Origin of the sequence: Streptomyces sp. NPDC056347, assembly GCF_042262625.1 — a bacterium.
In the GTDB taxonomy this organism is placed as follows: domain Bacteria; phylum Actinomycetota; class Actinomycetes; order Streptomycetales; family Streptomycetaceae; genus Streptomyces.
In genome coordinates this window covers 25,282-43,386 of record NZ_JBHJQP010000056.1, presented here as the reverse complement: position 1 = coordinate 43,386, position 18,105 = coordinate 25,282, and the positions used below count along the sequence as shown (strand labels likewise).

Below are 18,105 nucleotides of genomic sequence, written 5' to 3'. Positions count from 1 at the left end.
CGCCCGGACCGGCGGGGCGGACCGGGCGCCCGTGGCCCGGCCGACACCGGTGACCCCACCCAGACACTCGGGCTGCGCCCCTTCGACTCCACCGCCGGACACAGATGAGGGCAAGGGCCGCGATCGCCTGCTCGGTCGCGGACCAGGGGGTGGCCGCGCTCACCAACATCCTGGTGCTGGTGAGCGCCGCCCGGCTCTCCACCGTGGCCGACTTCGCCCGCTTCTCGGCGGTCTACCTGGTCTTCACCATCCTCCTGGGCGTCTCCGGCGCCCACACCGGCCAGCCGCTGGTGCTGCGGCGCGGCGGCGGCGATGACGTGCGCGGCGCCTGCCGGTCGGCGGTCGTCTTCACCCTGCTCGCGGCGACGGCGCTCGGCGCCCCGCTCGCCGGGATCTGCCTGCTGCTTCCCGGGGCCACCCCGGCGGCCCTGCTGGCCCTGGGACTCGTACTGCCGGTCGTCCTGGGCCAGGACAGCATGCGGTACGCCTTCTCCACCCTGCACCTGCCGCACCTCGCGCTGGCCGGTGACACACTCCGGCTGCTCTCCGTGCTGGGCGCCCTGGCCGTGCAGCCGCACGGTGCCTCCGCCGCCCGGCTCGTCGCCGTCTGGGGGCTGGCCACGCTCCCCGCCCTGCTGCTTTCGGCCGCCCTGCTGCACCGTGAGGCGGCCGGGACGCCGCTGCGGCCCGGGGGCCTGCTGCGCCGGGGGTATCTGGGGCGGCGCTTCGTGGTGGAGTTCGGGGTGGGCAACGCCACCGCCCAGCTCTCCGTCCTCGGCCTCGGCACGGTCGGCAACCCACTGGTGGTCGGCGCCCTGCGGGGGGCGACCACGCTCTTCGGTCCGCTCAACGTGCTGTTCGGCTCGGTCACCGGATTCGGGCCGCCGTTGCTGGGCCGCCTCGCCGACGACCGGCGCCGGATACGGGCCGCCGCCGTACTCGCGGCCGTTCTCGCGGCGACCGCCGCCGCCTGGGCCACCGCCCTGGCCCTGCTGCCGGAACCGGCCGGGCGCCGACTGCTCGGGGACACCTGGCCCACCGCTGCCGCCCTCCTCCCGGCGACCGGCAGCCAGTACGCGGCGATGGCCGTCGGCACCTGCGGGCTGCTGGCCCTGCGGGTGCTCGACCCGCGCACCACCCTCGCCGTCCAGGTGGTCTTCTCGCTCACCGCCGTCGTCCTGCTCGCAGGCGGCTACGCGCTCGGCGGTGTGCCGGGCGCCGCCTGGGGGCTGTGCCTGGGCTCGGTGGGCAAGGCGCTGGCCACCTGGGTCCGGGTGGCACGGCTGGCGCGCCGCACCGCCGGGCGGCCGTCCGTCAGCGCGGACCCCGCCCCCGGGCCCGTACGCCCGTCGGCCGCAGACTCGTGACCAGCAGCAGGCACAGGGCCGCGACCGCGGGCTTCCCCACCGCCTGCAACAGGGGGCCGCGCAGCAGGATGAAGGTGTACCCGGCGACCAACGGCACCGTCACCGCCAGGACGCTGCCGGGCCCCGGGCCCGCCCGGGAGACGGCGCGCGCAAAGCGCCGGTCGGCACGGGCGGCGGCGTACCCGAGCAGGGCGAACGCACCGGCCAGGCCCGGCGCCCCGAAGTCCACCCAGACCTCGGTCCACAACGGCGCCGACAGATTGGTCATGCTCATGCCCATCCACTGACCGACCCGTACCCCGGTGTCCTCCGGCTTGCCGTCCCACACCGACCGGGGCACGAAGAACAGGACGGAGCCGGCCAGTTGATGTCCGTAGGTGTGTCCACGGCCGTCCACCCAGGTGATGGCATTGGCGAACATCACCGTCTGGTCGTAGTCCTTGGTCGCCAGCGGCTCGAACACCGATGACGACTCCACCGGCCGGTACCCGGGGCTGTCGTAACGGAACCGGTCCGCGTACGGGAACAGCACCAGCGCCCCCACCACCCCCACGGCCAGCACCGAGCGGTACATCGCCGCACTGCTCGGGAACGCGGTGAACAGCAAGGAGACCAGCACCGTCAGGAACCAGTAACGGGCATTGGAGAAAGGGTTGTTGACCACGACGTTGAGCGCCACGAGCCCGGCCCACACCAGCACCGTCGACGGGGAACGCCGCGCCCGGCGCGAGGTGACCAGTCGGCGCGTGTAGAACAACAGCGCGAGCAGCGCCGGAACCGTCCCGAAACCCTTGAGGAAAGCCGACCCCACATTGGACTGCCCCGACACCACACCACTGGCCGCGACCGAGGCACTGATCTCCTGACGGCTGCTGAAGAAGACCGCGGGCCCGCCGAGCCTCACGACGTAGTAGCCGCTCGCCACGAACGCCAGCACCACCAGCACCCTCAGCCGCACCGGGTGCGCGACGGCCGGACCGCGCCCCGGCCGCACGGGCGTCCTCGCGCGCAGCGGCCGCCGGGACGCCAGCAGCGCCCCCAGGTCGAACGCCGCGCACCCCAGCAGGACCAGCGCCACCGCCGTCACCAGATCCGAACGCGGCCCCACCATCGGCGTGGGCGTCCGTCCGAGGACGAGCTGCACGAACGGCGCCACCCCCATCGCGATGTACACGAACATCCAGAACACGCCCTGCAGCAGGCGCCGCCGGGTGGAGAGGATCATCGTCGCGAGCCGGACCCCCGCGTAGCAGGTCAGCACCAGCTGGAGCCAGTACGCCGTGTCCCGCACCCCGTCTCCGGGCTGAGCGGCGATCACCGCGGGCAGGAAGCAGACCAGGGCGAGCACGAGCGGGGCGGCCAGGGCGCGCGAGAGCATCGCCCACGCCATGGGCCTCGCCGGTGGCGCCGCCTCCCGCGCGGACATCATCCGCCCCCCGTCTCCATGGATCAGCGGGCCAGTGAACCCGTGAACACTCTAACGAAACAACCCACTTGGGGTGTCCGGCTGACTAGTCTGGAGAACTCCGGCACAGGCCGAGGGGGCCCTGGTGAAGATCCTGCACATCGTCACACTGCACACCCCGGACCACGCGTTCGGCGGACCGACCAGGGTGGCGCTCAACCTGTCGAAGGCCCAGCGGGCCGCAGGTCACGACGCCAGGATCATGGCGCTCGGCGACGGCTTCGAGGGCCCGCTGCCGCGCACGGTCGAAGGAGTCCCCGCCCACCTCTTCCGCGCCCGCCGTCCGCTGCCCGCCTTCGAGGTCAGCGGCATCACCTCCGGCACACTGCTGCGTACCGCGCACCGCATGGCCCGCGGCGCCGACCTCGTCCACCTCCACCTGATGCGCGACCTGGTCACCCTCCCCGCCGGGCTGCTCGCCCTGTCCTGCGGCACGCCCCTGGTCGTGCAGACCCACGGCATGGTCGACCCCACCGAGAACCGGATCGCCAGACTGACCGACCTGCTGGGCGTGCGCCGGCTGCTGCGTGGCGCCGACGCCGTACTCCACCTCACCGAGACGGAACGCCGGGACGTGAACGCGGTCGCCGCACCCGTCGCGCTCACCCGCACCGTACGGCTGGTCAACGGGGTGCGCCCGCAGCCGATCAAACCCGCCCGGCCCCCGGGGCGGCCGCCGACGGTCCTCTTCCTCGCCCGGGTGCAGCAGCGCAAGCGCCCGGAGGACTTCGTCGCCGCGATGCCGACGGTCCTGGCCCGGCACCCGGACGCCCGCTTCGTGCTGGCCGGACCCGACACCGGAGCCCTGCCCGCGACCCTCGAACTGGCCCGCGGGCTCGGTGTGTCCGGCTCGCTGGACCAGGTGGGGCCGCTCGGCCACGAGGAGGTCCTGGAGGCGGGGCGGCGGGCCGACGTCTACGTACTGCCGTCGATCGAGGAGCCGCTCGGCGTCTCCGTCCTCGAGGCGATGTCGGTGGGCACCCCCGTGGTCATCACCCGCACCTGCGGACTCGCCCCCGACGTGGCGCGCGCGGGTGCGGGCCGGGTGATCGACAGCCGGGTGGGCGAGGACGCGGGGAACGCGCTCAAGGTCGCCGGTGCCGTCCTGGAACTCCTCGAACCCGAGACCAACGCCCGTACCGGAAAGGCCGCGTGGGAGCTGGTCAACGCGGACTTCACCATCGGGGCCGTGGCCGATTCCCTCCGGCGGACCTATGAGGACGTGGTCCGCCGGAGGGGCGGCCAGGTCAGCCCGTGCGCCCCTCACGGGACTTGAGCGCGATCTGCCACCGGTAGAAGCTCATCGCCAGCGCGAAGTCGAACCCCGCCCGCCCGTCGAGGAACCCCCGCCGGTACACGTACATGTAGGCGAAGGACACCAGCGGCTTGAACGGCGCCCTGTGGAACACCTGCCCCTGGCGCGACTTCACCCGGCGCACCTGCTCCTTGACCTCGGGATGGTGCTCCAGCCAGGCCTCCCAGTCCGAGTAGCGGTTGTGCCGCTCGAACCAGGCGGCCACCGGGTCGAGATCCTGGTGCTCGATCGGATGGCGCAGCGCGCCGACCGAATCGGCGACCGGCTGGTAGTGACCCTCGACCTCGCCGATGCCCGGCGCGTCGAGATCCGCCACCTCCGGGTACCGGCAGCGGGTCCGGTCGGTGAGCGACCGCTTGCGGATGGTGTAGCCGTGCCGCAGCCGCTTCCCGGCGAACCAGTAGCCGAGCGGGATGTCGTACGCCGCGGGCTTCGGCGCCCCGGGATCGGCGAAGAGCTGCCGCAGCTCCGCCAGCAGGCCGGGGCTGAGCCGCTCGTCCCCGTCGAGCAGCAGGATCCAGTCCAGGTCCGTGCGGACATGGTCCAGACACCACTGCTTCTTGCGCGGATGACCGCCGTCCCAGGTGTACGTGATCACCTCGGCGCCGCAGTCCTCGGCGACCTTCACCGTGTCGTCCGTGCTGTGCGAGTCCACGACCACGACGGCCTCGAAGTGACCGAGCACCGAGCGGACCGCCTCGGCGATGTTGAGCCCCTCGTTCTTCGTGGGGATCGCCACGGCAATCGGGAGCTTCTTCATCCGAGGCCCCCTTCCGGCAGCCAGGCGTAGCAGCCCGCGGATGTGAAGGCGCGGGCCCGCGGACCCACGGTGATCACGGTGGGACTCCCGTTCCTTGCCCCGCTTCCCCCGTCGACGGGGGCGCCGTCGGCGCCGGTGATCTGCCAGGCGCAGTTCGCGGTGGGGGAGACGACCCGGTAGCGGCCCGCCCGTAGCCGCGCGCCTTGGTACGTGCCGTCCGCGTACCCCCGGGAGGCCTCCCGCAGCAGGTCCCGGCGCTGGGTGCAGAGGTGCTCGATCGCCGCTTCCGCATCGGGGATCTCACCGGTCACGATCGCGCCGACCGCCACGTCCCGGTCGGCCTTCACCAGGTAGCGCAGCCGGTCGCAGGTCTCCTGGCCGGTCTGGAGCACGGCCGCCGGGTCCATGCCCCGGGGCACCCGGTCGGTCAGGTACTCCCGCTGCTTCTCGGTGAACGAGCCGGTGGCCGGGGTCAGCTGCTCGACCGGGACCTTCGGCCGCTCGTCGGCGCGCGGGGGCGCGGGGGCTCCGGGCGCTGTGGTCGCGGGCCCGGCCGACGGGGCGGCGAGCGGCTCCCGGGCGGCGCCGGAGCCGTCCGCCGCCGGGACCCCGGCAGAGGACGAGCCGCAGGCGGCCAGCGCCGCCGTCAGTACGACGACGACGGCACCGGCCCCGAACGGATGCCTCATTTGCTGGTCCTCAGCGCGTAGTGGGCACTGACCTGCGCACTGCTCAGCGCGGTCGGATAGACGGCGGTCTCGTCGACCTGCCCGGCGAAGAAGGTGCTGGACGGCTTGTTCGGCCAGCCGTTCAGATTGTCCCCGCCGACCCGCCAGTAGCCGTCGTACTTCTCGTTGCCGGTGTACTGGGCGGCCGAGGCGCGCAGCACCCCGTCGACGTACAGCGCCATGCCGCCGGTGCCCTGGGTGGCGACGACGTGGTGCCAGGCGCCGTTGTTGTACGCGGCGGGGGTGGTGATGGCCCGGGCGCTGCCGCTCTTCACCCCGAAGGACAGCTTCCCGTCGTCGCGCATGTACACATGCTTGTCGTACTGGGTGCTGTTCTGCATGGTGAGGTTGCTGAAGCCGACGATCCGCCCGCCCTTGGTGGTCGTTGTCCGGAACCACGTCTCCACGGAGAACTTGGTGGGCTGGGCGTGGCGCTTGTTGCTGTAGACGTACTGGCTGGTGCCGTTGAGGCCGAGTGCCGTGGAGGTGCCCGCGACGGCTCCCGGACTCACCTGCCGGGCCGGGGAGTTGCGGGCGAACCCGTTGTCCCGGCCGCCGCCGGAGTCGCCGACGAACGTCGAGGTGTCGTCGTACCGCCAGTACAGCGAGGCACCGTCGGCGAGCACTTTGGCCGGGTACTTCGCGGCGGCGGACGCCACCGTCGCGGAGACGGCGGGCGACTTCGCGCTGGTGTTGGTGCCGTCGCTCGCGGAGACCCGGTACGAATGGGTCTCGCCCGGGGCCACGGCCGTGTCGGTCCATCGCAGCTGCGGACGGTCCCAGAACACCGAGCGCGCCGTGGTGGTGTACACGGGGGTGGTCCCGCCGTCCCGGTAGACCCGGTAGGTGAGATCGCCGTCGTCGGTGTCGAAACTGGCCTGCCAGTTCACCTCCACCTTGCCCGCGGCGACCGTGGACAGGCTGACGTTCGGCACCCACGGCGCCCCGGTGTCCGGACCGTCGGCGAACCGGGTCAGTCCCTGCTGGGCGGTGCCGTTCACGGTGGTGAACTCACCGCCCACCCACAGGTAGTGGTGACCGTCCTTGTCGGCCTGCGTCATCACCCGCGGTCCGACCGGCTCACCGATTCCGTCGTTGGTGTCCGGGAACCAGGGCAGCAGCTTCGGATCGTCGACGGACTGGGCCAGCAGATGCTTGCGCGGCTGGTTGGGGAACTCGCCCATGGTGGCGCAGTCATGGGCGTGGGACCCGCTGTACAGCACGCCCTGGTGGATCAGGACCGCCTGGGTGGCGCCCAGGCAGGTGTCCCGCCAGCGCTGCGCGAAGGTGCTCAGGTCCAGGGCGATCCGCCCGTCGAACACACCGCCCCCGGTGCCCTCGTTGGCGGTGTAGAAGCCGGTGGCGTCCGTGGCCAGGTCCTTCACCACGGAGGCGTCGGGGATGAACCCCGCCGGATAGCTCTTCTTCACCGCCCCGGTCGTGGCGTCGACGACCGCCAGCGCGTGCGACGTGGTGCCGTTCACGGTGAAGAAGTCGCCGCCGAGCAGGACGTTCTTGCCGTCCGGCGTCAGCTCGACCGCCCGGCCCACCTCGTCGGTGTTCGCCTTCCACGGCTTCAGCGCGGCCGCCGTGGTGACCGCGGCGAACTTGTTCCTGGTCTGCCCGGCCACCGAGTTGAAGTCGCCGCCCAGATACACGGTGTCGGTGGTGACGGCCAGTGCCCGCACCGTCGCGGAGACGGCCAGCTTGAAGTCCTGGCGCGGGGTGCAGGTGGCGGTGTCGATCGCGGCGATGTTGCTCACCCCGACCCCGCTCACCGAGCCGAACTGCCCGCCGACGTAAAGGGTCTTCTGGTCCGGCGAGAGCGCCAGGGCGCGCACCGTGGCCGTACCGGACGACAGGGTGAACGACAGCTCGCAGCCGGTCGGCACGCCCGTCGCGGCGTCGAAGGCGGCGAAGTTCACCGCGGGCTGCTCCGAGGTGCCGGCCGCCGCGCCCGGCGGACGGACGGTGGAGAAGGTGCCGCCGGTGTAGACGACCCCGGACGACGAACCGGCCATCGCCCAGACGATGCCGTTGGTCTGCCAGGTGGAGAGGTCGTCCGCGGTCAGTCCGAGGGGCGGGGTGAGCGCCGATACCGGGGAGGCCCCGGACACGGCGGTGGCGGACAGGGCTCCGGCGAGCAGGGCCAGCGCCGCGGCGGCGGCCCGCAGCCGGCCCGGCCCGGAGCGTCCGCGCTCCGTGGTTGCGTTCATCATTCGGCTCCGAGAGTGGGAACGAGCGGCGACCGGACGGCCGCCGTCGGGAAGGGGCGCACGGTGGCGCGGTCGCCGCGAGGACTCACCGGTCCACCCGCACGGACGCTCCGGCGAGCTGGTCGGACAGTTGGCGGATGTCCGCCTCGACCATGATCCTGGCGAGCTCCCGGGACCGCACGACCGGTTTCCAGCCGAGCAGGTCCTCGGCCTTGGTGGCGTCCCCGATCAGGGCGTCCACCTCGCTGGGACGTTCGTACTTGGCGTCGTGGCGGACGTGTTCGCGCCAGTCGAGGCCCGCGTGCGCGAAGGCGTACTCCAGGAACTGCCGGACGCTGACGCCCTCTCCGGTGGCCACCACGTAGTCGTCCGGGGCGTCGCGCTGGAGCATCCGCCACATCGCCTCGACGTACTCGGGGGCGTACCCCCAGTCGCGCACCGCGTCGAGGTTGCCCAGGTGGAGATGGGTCTGCAGACCCGCCTTGATCCTGGCCACCCCGCGGGTGATCTTCCGGGTCACGAAGGTCTCGCCGCGGCGCGGCGACTCGTGGTTGAAGAGGATGCCGTTCACCGCGAACATCCCGTACGCCTCACGGTAGTTGACGGTCGACCAGTACGAGTAGACCTTCGCGACGCTGTACGGGCTGCGCGGGTGGAAGGGGGTCCGCTCGTTCTGCGGCGGCGGGTTGGCGCCGAACATCTCGGACGACGACGCCTGGTAGACCCGGGTGTCGATGCCGCTCGCGCGGACCGCCTCCAGCAGCCGGACCGTGCCGAGGCCGGTCACGTCCCCCGTGTACAGCGGGGCATCGAAAGAGACCCGGACATGCGACTGCGCACCGAGGTTGTAGACCTCGTCCGGCCGGATGTCGCGCAGCAGATTGACCAGTGCGACCCCGTCGGCGAGGTCGGCGTGATGCAGCAGGAACGAGCGGTTCTCCTCCTCCGGGCCCTGGTAGATGTGGTCTATGCGCTCGGTGTTGAAGCTCGACGAGCGTCTTATCAGCCCATGGACGGTGTATCCCTTGTCCAGCAACAGCTCGGCCAGGTACGAGCCGTCCTGCCCGGTCACGCCGGTGATGAGCGCGGTCTTCGCCACCATTCCCCCTTCTCCGGTCACCTTCGGTGGCCGTGGTTCCGCACCGAATGCTTCCCGCCGGGATATCCGAACCGAGCGATACGCGGCAAGACGCCACCACCGATCGCGGCGGCTGGCAGAATCCGGCCCATGACGACTGATCTCCCCGGCCGGTCCCCGGAATCCGCTCCCTCGCTGCTGCGGTCCGGTGCGCGCGTCTTCGTCGCCGGGCATCGCGGTCTGGTCGGCTCGGCCGTGGTCCGGAGCCTGGCCGCCGAGGGGTACGAGGTGCTCACCCGGGACCGTGACCGGCTCGATCTGCGCGACGGCGTACGGACCGGGGAGTTCCTCCGCGAGGTCCGGCCGGACGCCGTGGTGCTGGCCGCCGCCCGGGTCGGCGGGATCATGGCCAACAGCACGTATCCGGTGCAGTTCATCGAGGACAACCTGCGCATCCAGCTGAGCGTGATCGCCGGGGCGCACGCGGCCGGGGTCCAACGGCTGCTCTTCCTCGGCTCCTCCTGCATCTACCCCCGGCTCGCCCCGCAGCCGATCCCCGAAAGCGCCCTGCTCACAGGTGCGTTGGAGCCGACGAACGAACCGTACGCGCTCGCCAAGATCGCCGGGATCGTGCAGATCCGGTCCTACCGGCGGCAGTACGGCGCCTCCTACATCAGCGCCATGCCCACCAATCTCTACGGGCCGGGCGACAACTTCGACCCGGAGACCTCGCACGTACTGCCCGCGCTGATCCGCCGCTTCCACGAGGCCCGCGTCACCGGCGCGCCTCAGGTCACGCTCTGGGGGTCGGGGAGTCCGCGCCGGGAATTCCTCCACGTCGACGACCTGGCCGCCGCCTGTCTTCTGCTGCTGGAGCGCTACGACGGCGAGGAGCCGGTCAACGTCGGCTGCGGCAGCGATCTGACGATCCGCGAACTCGCCTCTCTCGTACGGGATGTGACCGGATTTCGGGGGTCGGTCGGCTGGGACACGAGCAAGCCGGACGGCACCCCGCGCAAGCTCCTCGACGTCTCCCGCCTCGCTGCCCTCGGCTTCGAGCCGCGGATCACACTGCGCGACGGGATCGCCCGGACCTACGCGTGGTGGCTGGAACAGCACGCCGCGCGGACCTGACCCCGCGGACGCGCCGGCCCGGGGCGCGAGGGCTCCTCGCATCGCGCGCCGCCGCTCTCAGTACGCCCCGCGGCCGTCGGCGACGGCGCGCAGCGTACGGGCCATGAGCCCCATGTCCGTGGCCACCGACCAGTTGTCGACGTACCACAGATCGAGGGAGACCGTTTCCTGCCAGGACAGGTCGGAGCGGCCGCTGACCTGCCACAGGCCGGTCAGTCCCGGCTTCACCGCGAGGCGGCGCAGCTCGCGCTCGTCGTAGCGGGACACCTCGTCGGGCAGCGGCGGGCGCGGGCCGACCAGCGACATGTCGCCGCGGAGCACATTGAGCAGCTGGGGCAGTTCGTCGAGGGACGTCCGGCGCAGCAGGCGGCCGATGGCGGTGACCCGGGGGTCGCGGCGCATCTTGAACATCGGGCCGTCGGTCTCGTTCGCGACGGCCAGGCGGTGCTTGCGGCTCTCGGCGTCGGCGACCATGGTGCGGAACTTCCACATGGTGAAGGGGCGGTTGTGCTGCCCCTGGCGGATCTGGCGGTGGAAGACCGGCCCGGCCGAGCCGAGCCGGACCGCCGCGCCGATCACCACCAGCAGCGGTGCCAGGGTCAGCAGGCCGAGGACGGCGCCGAGCCGGTCCACGACGGTCTTCACGACCGGCTGCGGCCCCCGGCGCAGCGGCGGCGCGATGTGCAGCAGGGTGAGTCCGGCCGCCGCCGTGGGGCGGATGCGGGCGGCCGCGACACCCGAGAGCCCCGGCAGGACGGACAACGGGAGTCCGCCGTCGTGCAGCCCCCAGGAGAGTCGGCTCAGCCGCTCCTCGGAGAGCTGGGGCCCGGGTACCACCAGGGCCAGGTCCGCGTCCTGGGCGAAGGCCCCGCCCAGGACGGTCGACACGTCGTCGTCGGCGGGCTCCGGGGCGAGGCGGCCCGGCACCGGCACCCCGCACTCCAGCGCCACGCCTCCCACCGGCACCGCGGCCACCACCCGGTACGGATGGTCCGCCCGGGACGCGAGCAGCCGGACCGCCCGGTCCACCCCCGGCGCCTCGCCGACCACCAGCACCCGCCGCACCGGGTGGAGCGGGCGCCCCGGCCGGGGGAGCCGCCGCAGGGCCTGCGCCGCGACCGAGGCAGGCAGGGCGGGCAGCACGGCCAGGACCGCCGTGCCGGGATCGGCCGGATCACCGGTCAGGGGGCGCAGCACGGCGAGCGCGCCCATGAACAGCAGCCAGTCACCGGCCGTGCTCAGGACGTCCGGGGCTCGGCCGCGGTGCCGGTCGGTGTACCTGCCGCGTAACGCCCGCAGGCCCGTCCAGAGCAGCGCGGCGACGGCGACCGATGCGGCGAGCGGCGCCGGGGGCAGGCCGTCGGCGCGCAGCACCAGCCACGCGGGTATCGCCAGCCCGAGGAGTTCGGCGCACGGGAGGGCGGGTATGACGGCCGGAGGCCCGGGTATGTGCCCGGCCGGCGCCTTCCTGCCGGCGATCTGCCCGGTCCCTTCGCGCCGTGCGGCCGGTGTTCTTCGCGGCGCGTCGGGTCCACTGCCGCGGGGCCGGTCCGGCAACGGACGCGGGTGCGGCGCCCCGGCCGGTCCCGGCCGTGCCGCCCTGTCCGAATCGGGTAGCTCGACATGCCTCATGAACCCCCCAGTCACCCTGGCATCGCCACAAACAGGGCGCATCCGCCGATCTCATGGACTGACGGATGCGCCCATGCTCGCTGCACGATATCCACACGTGTGGCATTTCGCTGGAGTTCTCGTGAAGTTCAGACATGCGCACCGACTCGGGTCTCGTCCCGTTCCATGACTTCCGTAACGAATCTCTTGGTCTGTGGGCGAGTGCGGCATTTGATGTGTGTCCGAACCGGGTGGTGCACGGGCAAGCGGGCCGCCGTCCGTCCGGGTCGTCCCAGGTTCGTCCGCGACGACGTGCCGTCGGGAGGCCTTCCCCGGCCAACAAACGAGCGGGCGGCGGCACGGTGACCGCCGTTGGCCGGATCCTTTCGGCGTGGCGTGTGGCGGGCGCGTCGAAAGGGGCTTGGGGCGCGCGTGGTTTCAGCGCCGTTCGAGCCCGTCCTCGGGGCTGGGCGGCCAGGCCGCGGCGGTCCGCCCCGGTGCGAGCTGCTCCACCACCTCGGCCAGCTCCTCGCAGGCGCGTTCGATCCGGTGCCGCACATTGCTCTGCTCGGTCACGACCGCCGCGAGCAGCAGCGAGGTCAGGGCCACACAGCCGTTGAACACGGCGAGGCTGACCATCGCATGGACGATCGCCAGCCCCTCGAACGGACCCGCCCCCTCCGCCCCCGCGGTCGCCGCCAGCACCGACACCAGCAGGGCGCAGGGCGCGCTGCCCGCCAGCTGGAAGCGCAGGGCGGCCCAGATGATCAGCGGGAACACCAGACAGATCATGGAGAGCGAGCTCCGGGTGGCGACCAGCGCGACCGCGACGGAGACGACCAGCAGGGCACTCGCCTCGATCCACCGGTCACCTGGGCGCGGCAGCCGTGCCCTGCGCAGCACGAGCAGCAGCGGGGTGACCACGAGCACGCCCATCGCGTCCCCCGACCACCAGGCCGCCCAGACCGGCCAGAAGCCGCTCTGCGGGAGCTTGCCGTCGATCGTCAGCATGCCCGCGCCCACGGTCGCGCTGACCGTCATCCCGGCCAGTGCTCCCAGGAAGACCAGGAGGACCCTGTCGCGCAGCCGGTCCAGCTCGCCGCGGAATCCGGCCCTGCGCAGCATCAGGTACGAGCAGAGCGGGGCCGCGGTGTTGCCCGCCACGACGACGAAGGTGGAGAGCGTGACCGAGCCGCTGAGCGTGGCGACGACCAGCAGCGAGCCCAGTGCGACTCCGGGCCAGGCTCCCGGCCCCAGCGCGATCAGGGCGCCCAGGGCGATGCCGGTCGGCGGCCAGAGCGGAGTGACGACCGCCCCGTGGACGGAGACCTCCTCGATCAGGCCGAGCCCGCCGGCCGCGCAATAGGCCGCGGCGACGGCCAGGGTGCGCAGGACGGCCGCGGCCGCACGTCCGGTTCTCTCGCTGCGGATCACGTGTCTCATCAGACACCGGCCCGGACGGGGGCGGCCGTGTGACACGCCTTCGGGTGCCTCTCCGGTCAGGCCGCGCCGGGGCGGCGGCCCGGGCCGTGCGCGGGCCCGTGGCGCACCACGAGTACGGCGGCGTCGTCGCGGTGCCCCGTCTGTTCGGCCGCCCGCAGCACCGCGTCGGCCAGCTCCCCGGCACCGCAGCCGACCCGCGCCAGCACCAGCCGGGTCACCGCGTCCAGCCCCCGGTCGACCGGGAACGACGGCCCCTCCACCACCCCGTCCGTGACCAGGACGAACGCGCCCGGATCGGTCAGTCGCCGCCGGGTGACCGGATACCGCTCGCCCGCCTGGATGCCCAGTGGCAGCCCGCCCTTGTCGTTGGTCACACCGGAGCGGCCGTCGGTGGTCGCCCACACCGCGGCGACGTGCCCGGCCCGCGCGCTGTACAGCTCCCGCGACCGGGGGTCGAGCCGGACGAACGTACAGGTCGCGAAGAGCCCGGAGCCCGCCGAGACCAGCAGGTCGTTGGTGCGGGCCACCACCTCGCCGGGGTCCGTGGCGGTGGCGGCGATCGCCCGCATCGCGATCCGGACCTGGCCCATGAACGCGGCGGCCTCGACGTCATGCCCCTGGACGTCCCCGATGGCGAAGGCCAGCGCGCCGTCCGGCAGCACGAAGCCGTCGTACCAGTCGCCGCCGATGTCCAGCCCGCTGCGTGCCGGTGTGTACCGCGCGGCGGTCTGGAGCCCGGGGCGGGCGGGCAGCGTCGCGGGGAGCATGTCGCGCTGGAGCACCTCGGCCAGCTCCAGCCGCGCCCGGTGCAGCTCCACCTCGCGACGGGCCCGGGAGGTGAGCTGCTGCAAGGTCGTGAGCAGCTCCTCGGAGCTCGCCGACCGGGGCGGACGACGCCGGTTCATGGGCCGCTCCGCACCGCGCCCGTCCGTACGGCGCACTCCGGGGCCTGGCGGCGCCCGCCTTCGGTGGAAATCGACATCCTGCATCCTATTTCGGCGGTGCCGTCCCCGCAGGGCGAGCGGGAACGCGCGGGCCCGCCCGGCCGGGTGGATGCTGGTGGCAGGACCGCGTCGAGGCGGCGCGACGCGACCGGACGCGGTCGCAGGAGGTGCGCGATGACCCGCACACAGGAGTGGCGGCTCCGCCTCGGCCTGACCGAGGACGACGGCACGACCAGGGCGGAGGCGGTCCTGGACACCGGCTCCGGGCAGCTCACCGGGCACGGCGTGGCCCGCTGCAACCCGCAGGACGTGGACGTACCGGTCATCGGCGACGACCTCGCGGCGGGCCGGGCCATGAAGGACGTCGCCGCACAGCTGATGAGGGCCGCCGACAAGGAGATGGAGACCGTGGGCGGCGAACCGGCGCCCGGCCCCGTGGCCCCGCCGTACGCCTGGTCCGACACCACGGCCTGAACACCCGGCCCCGGAGAACACCGCCCCGGGACCGGGGAAGGCGCTCAGCCCGCGTCGCCGAAGTGCCGCTCCACGATCGCGGCGGCGCCGGTGCCGCGCGGCAGGACACCGTACTGATGGCCGCGCTCCTCGCCGAGGCGGGCGGCGACGAACGCCTCCGCCGACGCCGCGGGCGCGTGGCGGAGCATCAGCGAGGCCTGGAGGGCCAGCGCCATGCCCTCGACCGAGGCACGGGCGCGCAGCTGCGCCGCGACCGGGTCCTTCAGGTTCTCGGCGAGTTCCCGGCGTACCCGGCGCACATGCGCGTCCAGCACGGAACTCGCCCCGGCCGTGGTTTCCAGCTCGGCCCAGAACGCGTCCAGCGCCTGCGGGGTCCGGCCGATGCCGCGCAGCACGTCGAGCGCGATCACGTTGCCCGAGCCTTCCCACACCGCCATCACCGGCTGCTCGCGATAGCGCCGGGCCAGCGGCCAGTCCTCGGTGTAGCCGTTGCCGCCCAGGCACTCCAGCGCCTCGTAGGCGTGGTGCGGGCCGCGCTTGCAGATCCAGTACTTCGACACGGCGGTGGCCAGCCGCCGGAACAGCTCCTCGGACTCGCCGCTCCCGCTCTCGTACGCGTGCGCCAGCCGCAGCGAGGTCCAGGTCGCCGCCTCCGTCTCCAGCGCCAGATCGGCGAGGACCGCCGCCATCGCGGGCTGCTCGGACAGCCGGGCTCCGAAGGCGCTGCGGTGCCGGGCGTGCCAGATCGCCTCGGACACCGACTGCCGCATGCCCGCGGTGGTGCCGAGCACACAGTCGAGCCGGGTGTGGTTGACCATCTCGATGATGGTCGCCACCCCCCGGCCCGGCTCGCCGACCCGGACCCCCCAGGTGCCGTCGAACTCCACCTCGGAGGAGGCGTTCGACTTGTTGCCGAGCTTGTTCTTCAGCCGCTGGACACGGATGGTGTTGCGGGTGCCGTCGGCCAGGACGCGCGGCACCAGGAAGCAGGTCAGCCCGGCCTCCGCCTGGGCCAGCACCAGGAACGCGTCCGACTGCGGGGCGGAGAAGAACCACTTGTGGCCGGTCAGCAGATGGGCCCGGCCCTCGGGGTCGGAGGTCACCGGGACGGCCCGGGTGGTGTTGGCGCGTACGTCGGAGCCGCCCTGCTTCTCCGTCATCCCCATGCCGAAGATCAGCCCGGACTTGGCGCCCGGGGCGATCGTCCGGGGATCGTAGGAACGGCTGAGCAGACCCGGCAGCCAGTCCTTGCCCACGTCCGGATCGCGCTGCAGGACCGGGACCACGGCGTGCGACATGGACATCGGGCAGGCGTGGCCCGGCTCGATCTGCGCGAAGAGCATGAAGGACGCCGCCCGTGCCACCGCCGCCCCGGGCTTCGGATCCGCCCAGCCCGCGGTGTGCGTGCCGTGGCGCACGGCCGCGCCGATGACCTCGTGGTAGGCGGGGTGGAATTCGACCTCGTCGATCCGGTTGCCGTACCGGTCGTGGGTGCGCAGGACGGGCGGCGAGGTGTGGGCCTGTTCGGTGACGGTCTGGAAGCCCTCGGAACCGACCAGGGTGCCGATCTCGTGCAGCTCCGGCTCGTGCCAGGCCGCGCCGAAGACGCGGACCGCCTCGGCGAGCGGCGTGTTGGTGCCGTACTCGTCGAGATTCTCGCGGGGCGGTGCCTGGTTGGTGACCACATGGGTGGGGTGCGGTGCCGGGGCCCCCGGGCGCGGGCCGGTCCGGTGTTCGGTGACGGTCATGACGGTGCTCCTGTCCTGTTCGTCGATGGGGCGATGCGGGCCGGGGGTCAGGCGTCCCGGGCGCCGACCGCTCTGAGGCACAGCGCGGTGATGCTCTCCACGACCGGCCGTGCTCCCGGACCGTCCCGCTCGGCGACCGGCGAGAGCGGGCCGAGCAGCGCCTCGCCGACCGCGCCGATCACCGCGGCGGCCGACAACTCGACGTCCTGCGGCGGCAGTTCGCCTGTCCGGACACCGGCGGAGATGATCGTCCCGGCGAGTGCGTGATAGCCGCGCCGGTAGACCAGGCGCTCCTGGTCGACGAGCGGGTCGACCGGCTCGGCCAGCAGCGCCCAGGCCGTACGGGGGCTGCGCAGCGCGCGGTACGAGAAGACCTCCACGAGCGCCCGCAGCTGCTCCGGTGCGCCGCTGCGGGCCTCCACCGCCGCCCGCACCGCGTCGAGCTCATGACCCGCGACATGCCGGAAGACGGCGGCCAGCAGCTCCTGCTTGGACGCGAAGTGGTTGTACACGCTGCCGGTCGCGACACCGGCCCGCCGGGCGAGCGCGGAGATGCTGGCCGCCGGATACCCGCCCTCGGCGAGCAGTTGCCGTGCCGCGTCGAGGAGCCGTTCGCGGTGGGCGAGCCGGGTCGCCTCCGTACGGGCGGTGGATCGGTAGGCCATGATGATCTGAACCCCGATTCATATCTTGTGGTGTCCAGCCAAGCACTGTTCCCGGCCGGGTGCAACGGCCGGTGCCGAACCGGCGGCACCGGCCGTCGCTCCCGGGCTCAGGCTTCCAGCGCCGCGGAGACCACGGCCTTCGCCTCCTCCTGGACCCGGGTGAGGTGACCGGTGCCCAGGAAGGACTCCGCGTAGATCTTGTAGACGTCCTCGGTGCCCGAGGGGCGGGCCGCGAACCAGGCGTTCTCGGTGCTCACCTTGATGCCGCCGATCGGCGCCCCGTTGCCGGGTGCCTCGGTCAGCACCGCCGTGACCGGTTCGCCGGCCAGGGTGTCGGCGGTGACCTGGGCGGGGGAGAGGCGGGCGAGGACCGCCTTCTGCTCGCGGTCGGCCGGGGCGTCGATCCGCGCGTACGCCGGTTCGCCGAACCGGGAGGTGAGCGCCGCGTAGTGCTCGGACGGGGACGAGCCCGTCACCGCGAGGATCTCCGAGGCGAGCAGCGCCAGCAGGATGCCGTCCTTGTCGGTCGTCCACACCGAACCGTCGCGGCGCAGGAAGGACGCCCCGGCCGACTCCTCGCCGCCGAACCCGAGCGAGCCGTCGGCCAGCCCGTCCACGAACCACTTGAAGCCGACCGGTACTTCGACCAGCCGGCGGCCGAGCCCGGCGGCGACCCGGTCGATCATCCCCGAGGAGACCAGCGTCTTTCCGATGCCCGTCGAGGCGGGCCAGCCCTCGCGGTGCCGGTACAGGTAGTCGATGGCGACGGCCAGGTAGTGGTTCGGGTTCATCAGCCCGGCGTCCGGGGTCACGATGCCGTGCCGGTCGGCGTCGGCGTCGTTCCCCGTCGCGATCTGGAACCGGTCCCGCTGCTCGATCAGCGAGGCCATCGCGTACGGCGAGGAGCAGTCCATCCGGATCTTCCCGTCCCAGTCCAGCGTCATGAACCGCCAGGTGGGGTCGGTCAGCGGATTGACCACCGTGAGGTCGAGCCGGTGCCGCTCGGCGATCCGGCCCCAGTACGCCACCGACGCCCCGCCCAGCGGATCGGCGCCGCGCCGCCCCCCCCCCCCCCCCCCCCGCCGCCCCGCCCCGCCCGGGCCCCCCCCCCCCCCCCCGCGGGCCGGGGCCCCCCCGACCCGGGCCGCCCACCCGAC

The 18,105-nt window shown here is 73.0% G+C and carries 14 protein-coding genes and 1 pseudogene; 4 read left to right on the top strand and 11 right to left on the bottom strand.

From position 1 onward, the window contains the following. Positions 1 to 104 precede the first annotated feature (104 nt). A complete protein-coding gene (locus ACFCV8_RS15615) occupies positions 105 to 1,367 on the top strand; it encodes a hypothetical protein (protein WP_376685875.1) in 1,263 nt (420 codons plus the stop codon). Here ACFCV8_RS15615 and ACFCV8_RS15610 read toward each other — a convergent pair. After that, positions 1,315 to 2,796, bottom strand: coding sequence for a hypothetical protein (locus ACFCV8_RS15610; RefSeq protein WP_376685874.1), 1,482 nt, complete (start codon positions 2,794 to 2,796; stop codon positions 1,315 to 1,317). The two genes, ACFCV8_RS15615 and ACFCV8_RS15610, sit on opposite strands and share 53 nt — an antisense overlap. Before the next feature lie 121 nt (positions 2,797 to 2,917). Here ACFCV8_RS15610 and ACFCV8_RS15605 point away from each other — a divergent pair, with 121 nt between their 5' ends. Next, complete coding sequence (locus ACFCV8_RS15605; RefSeq protein ID WP_376685873.1) at positions 2,918 to 4,108, top strand: glycosyltransferase; 1,191 nt, start codon at positions 2,918 to 2,920, stop codon at positions 4,106 to 4,108. Here ACFCV8_RS15605 and ACFCV8_RS15600 read toward each other — a convergent pair. The 4 genes from ACFCV8_RS15600 to gmd all read right to left on the bottom strand — a co-directional run bounded on the left by ACFCV8_RS15600 (position 4,080) and on the right by gmd (position 8,950). Beyond that, positions 4,080 to 4,907, bottom strand: coding sequence for a glycosyltransferase family 2 protein (locus ACFCV8_RS15600; protein WP_376685872.1), 828 nt, complete (start codon positions 4,905 to 4,907; stop codon positions 4,080 to 4,082). The two genes, ACFCV8_RS15605 and ACFCV8_RS15600, sit on opposite strands and share 29 nt — an antisense overlap. Continuing rightward, on the bottom strand, positions 4,904 to 5,596 hold the full coding sequence (locus tag ACFCV8_RS15595; protein ID WP_376685871.1) for a hypothetical protein: 693 nt from the start codon (positions 5,594 to 5,596) through the stop codon (positions 4,904 to 4,906). Before ACFCV8_RS15595 ends, ACFCV8_RS15600 begins: the two co-directional genes overlap by 4 nt. Next, positions 5,593 to 7,851 (bottom strand): LamG-like jellyroll fold domain-containing protein, encoded by a 2,259-nt coding sequence (locus tag ACFCV8_RS15590; RefSeq protein ID WP_376685870.1) that lies wholly within the window; start codon positions 7,849 to 7,851, stop codon positions 5,593 to 5,595. The genes ACFCV8_RS15595 and ACFCV8_RS15590 overlap by 4 nt, the downstream gene beginning before the upstream one ends. Before the next feature lie 85 nt (positions 7,852 to 7,936). Further along, entirely contained in the window at positions 7,937 to 8,950 is a 1,014-nt protein-coding gene (gene gmd / locus ACFCV8_RS15585) for a GDP-mannose 4,6-dehydratase (protein ID WP_376685876.1), read from the bottom strand. Between the two features lie 129 nt (positions 8,951 to 9,079). Between gmd and ACFCV8_RS15580 the strand changes: the two genes are divergently transcribed. Next, positions 9,080 to 10,063: a GDP-L-fucose synthase family protein gene (locus ACFCV8_RS15580; protein ID WP_376685869.1), complete on the top strand. Its 984-nt coding sequence runs from the start codon at positions 9,080 to 9,082 to the stop codon at positions 10,061 to 10,063. A gap of 57 nt (positions 10,064 to 10,120) precedes the next feature. Here ACFCV8_RS15580 and ACFCV8_RS15575 read toward each other — a convergent pair whose 3' ends face one another. From ACFCV8_RS15575 to ACFCV8_RS15565, 3 genes are all read right to left on the bottom strand, one after another. Continuing rightward, complete coding sequence (locus tag ACFCV8_RS15575; protein ID WP_376685868.1) at positions 10,121 to 11,695, bottom strand: sugar transferase; 1,575 nt, start codon at positions 11,693 to 11,695, stop codon at positions 10,121 to 10,123. Positions 11,696 to 12,112: 417 nt separating this feature from the next. Further along, positions 12,113 to 13,108, bottom strand: a complete 996-nt coding sequence (locus ACFCV8_RS15570; protein WP_376685867.1) for an MASE1 domain-containing protein — start codon at positions 13,106 to 13,108, stop codon at positions 12,113 to 12,115. A 65-nt stretch (positions 13,109 to 13,173) separates the two neighbouring features. Continuing rightward, positions 13,174 to 14,022: a PP2C family protein-serine/threonine phosphatase gene (locus tag ACFCV8_RS15565; RefSeq protein ID WP_376685866.1), complete on the bottom strand. Its 849-nt coding sequence runs from the start codon at positions 14,020 to 14,022 to the stop codon at positions 13,174 to 13,176. Positions 14,023 to 14,235: 213 nt separating this feature from the next. Between ACFCV8_RS15565 and ACFCV8_RS15560 the strand changes: the two genes are divergently transcribed. Continuing rightward, positions 14,236 to 14,535: a DUF1876 domain-containing protein gene (locus ACFCV8_RS15560; RefSeq protein ID WP_376685865.1), complete on the top strand. Its 300-nt coding sequence runs from the start codon at positions 14,236 to 14,238 to the stop codon at positions 14,533 to 14,535. 44 nt (positions 14,536 to 14,579) lie between these two features. Here ACFCV8_RS15560 and ACFCV8_RS15555 read toward each other — a convergent pair whose 3' ends face one another. From ACFCV8_RS15555 to ACFCV8_RS15545, 3 genes and pseudogenes are all read right to left on the bottom strand, one after another. Then, positions 14,580 to 16,283 carry an acyl-CoA dehydrogenase family protein gene (locus ACFCV8_RS15555; RefSeq protein ID WP_376685864.1) on the bottom strand — a complete coding sequence of 568 codons (1,704 nt, stop codon included), beginning with the start codon at positions 16,281 to 16,283 and terminating at the stop codon, positions 14,580 to 14,582. A 47-nt stretch (positions 16,284 to 16,330) separates the two neighbouring features. Then, entirely contained in the window at positions 16,331 to 16,948 is a 618-nt protein-coding gene (locus tag ACFCV8_RS15550) for a TetR/AcrR family transcriptional regulator (RefSeq protein ID WP_376685863.1), read from the bottom strand. 107 nt (positions 16,949 to 17,055) lie between these two features. Next, positions 17,056 to 18,009: pseudogene (locus ACFCV8_RS15545) on the bottom strand (phosphoglucomutase, alpha-D-glucose phosphate-specific); the annotation flags it as partial. Positions 18,010 to 18,105 lie beyond the last annotated feature (96 nt).

Coding starts and splice junctions, on each gene's coding strand:
- ACFCV8_RS15615 (WP_376685875.1), top strand. CDS start 105: ATGAGGGCAAGGGCCGCGATCGCCTGCTCGGTCGCGGACCAGGGGGTG.
- ACFCV8_RS15610 (WP_376685874.1), bottom strand. CDS start 2,796: ATGATGTCCGCGCGGGAGGCGGCGCCACCGGCGAGGCCCATGGCGTGG.
- ACFCV8_RS15600 (WP_376685872.1), bottom strand. CDS start 4,907: ATGAAGAAGCTCCCGATTGCCGTGGCGATCCCCACGAAGAACGAGGGG.
- ACFCV8_RS15595 (WP_376685871.1), bottom strand. CDS start 5,596: ATGAGGCATCCGTTCGGGGCCGGTGCCGTCGTCGTCGTACTGACGGCG.
- ACFCV8_RS15590 (WP_376685870.1), bottom strand. CDS start 7,851: ATGAACGCAACCACGGAGCGCGGACGCTCCGGGCCGGGCCGGCTGCGG.
- ACFCV8_RS15580 (WP_376685869.1), top strand. CDS start 9,080: ATGACGACTGATCTCCCCGGCCGGTCCCCGGAATCCGCTCCCTCGCTG.
- ACFCV8_RS15575 (WP_376685868.1), bottom strand. CDS start 11,695: ATGAGGCATGTCGAGCTACCCGATTCGGACAGGGCGGCACGGCCGGGA.
- ACFCV8_RS15565 (WP_376685866.1), bottom strand. CDS start 14,022: ATGAACCGGCGTCGTCCGCCCCGGTCGGCGAGCTCCGAGGAGCTGCTC.
- ACFCV8_RS15560 (WP_376685865.1), top strand. CDS start 14,236: ATGACCCGCACACAGGAGTGGCGGCTCCGCCTCGGCCTGACCGAGGAC.
- ACFCV8_RS15555 (WP_376685864.1), bottom strand. CDS start 16,283: ATGACCGTCACCGAACACCGGACCGGCCCGCGCCCGGGGGCCCCGGCA.
- ACFCV8_RS15550 (WP_376685863.1), bottom strand. CDS start 16,948: ATGGCCTACCGATCCACCGCCCGTACGGAGGCGACCCGGCTCGCCCAC.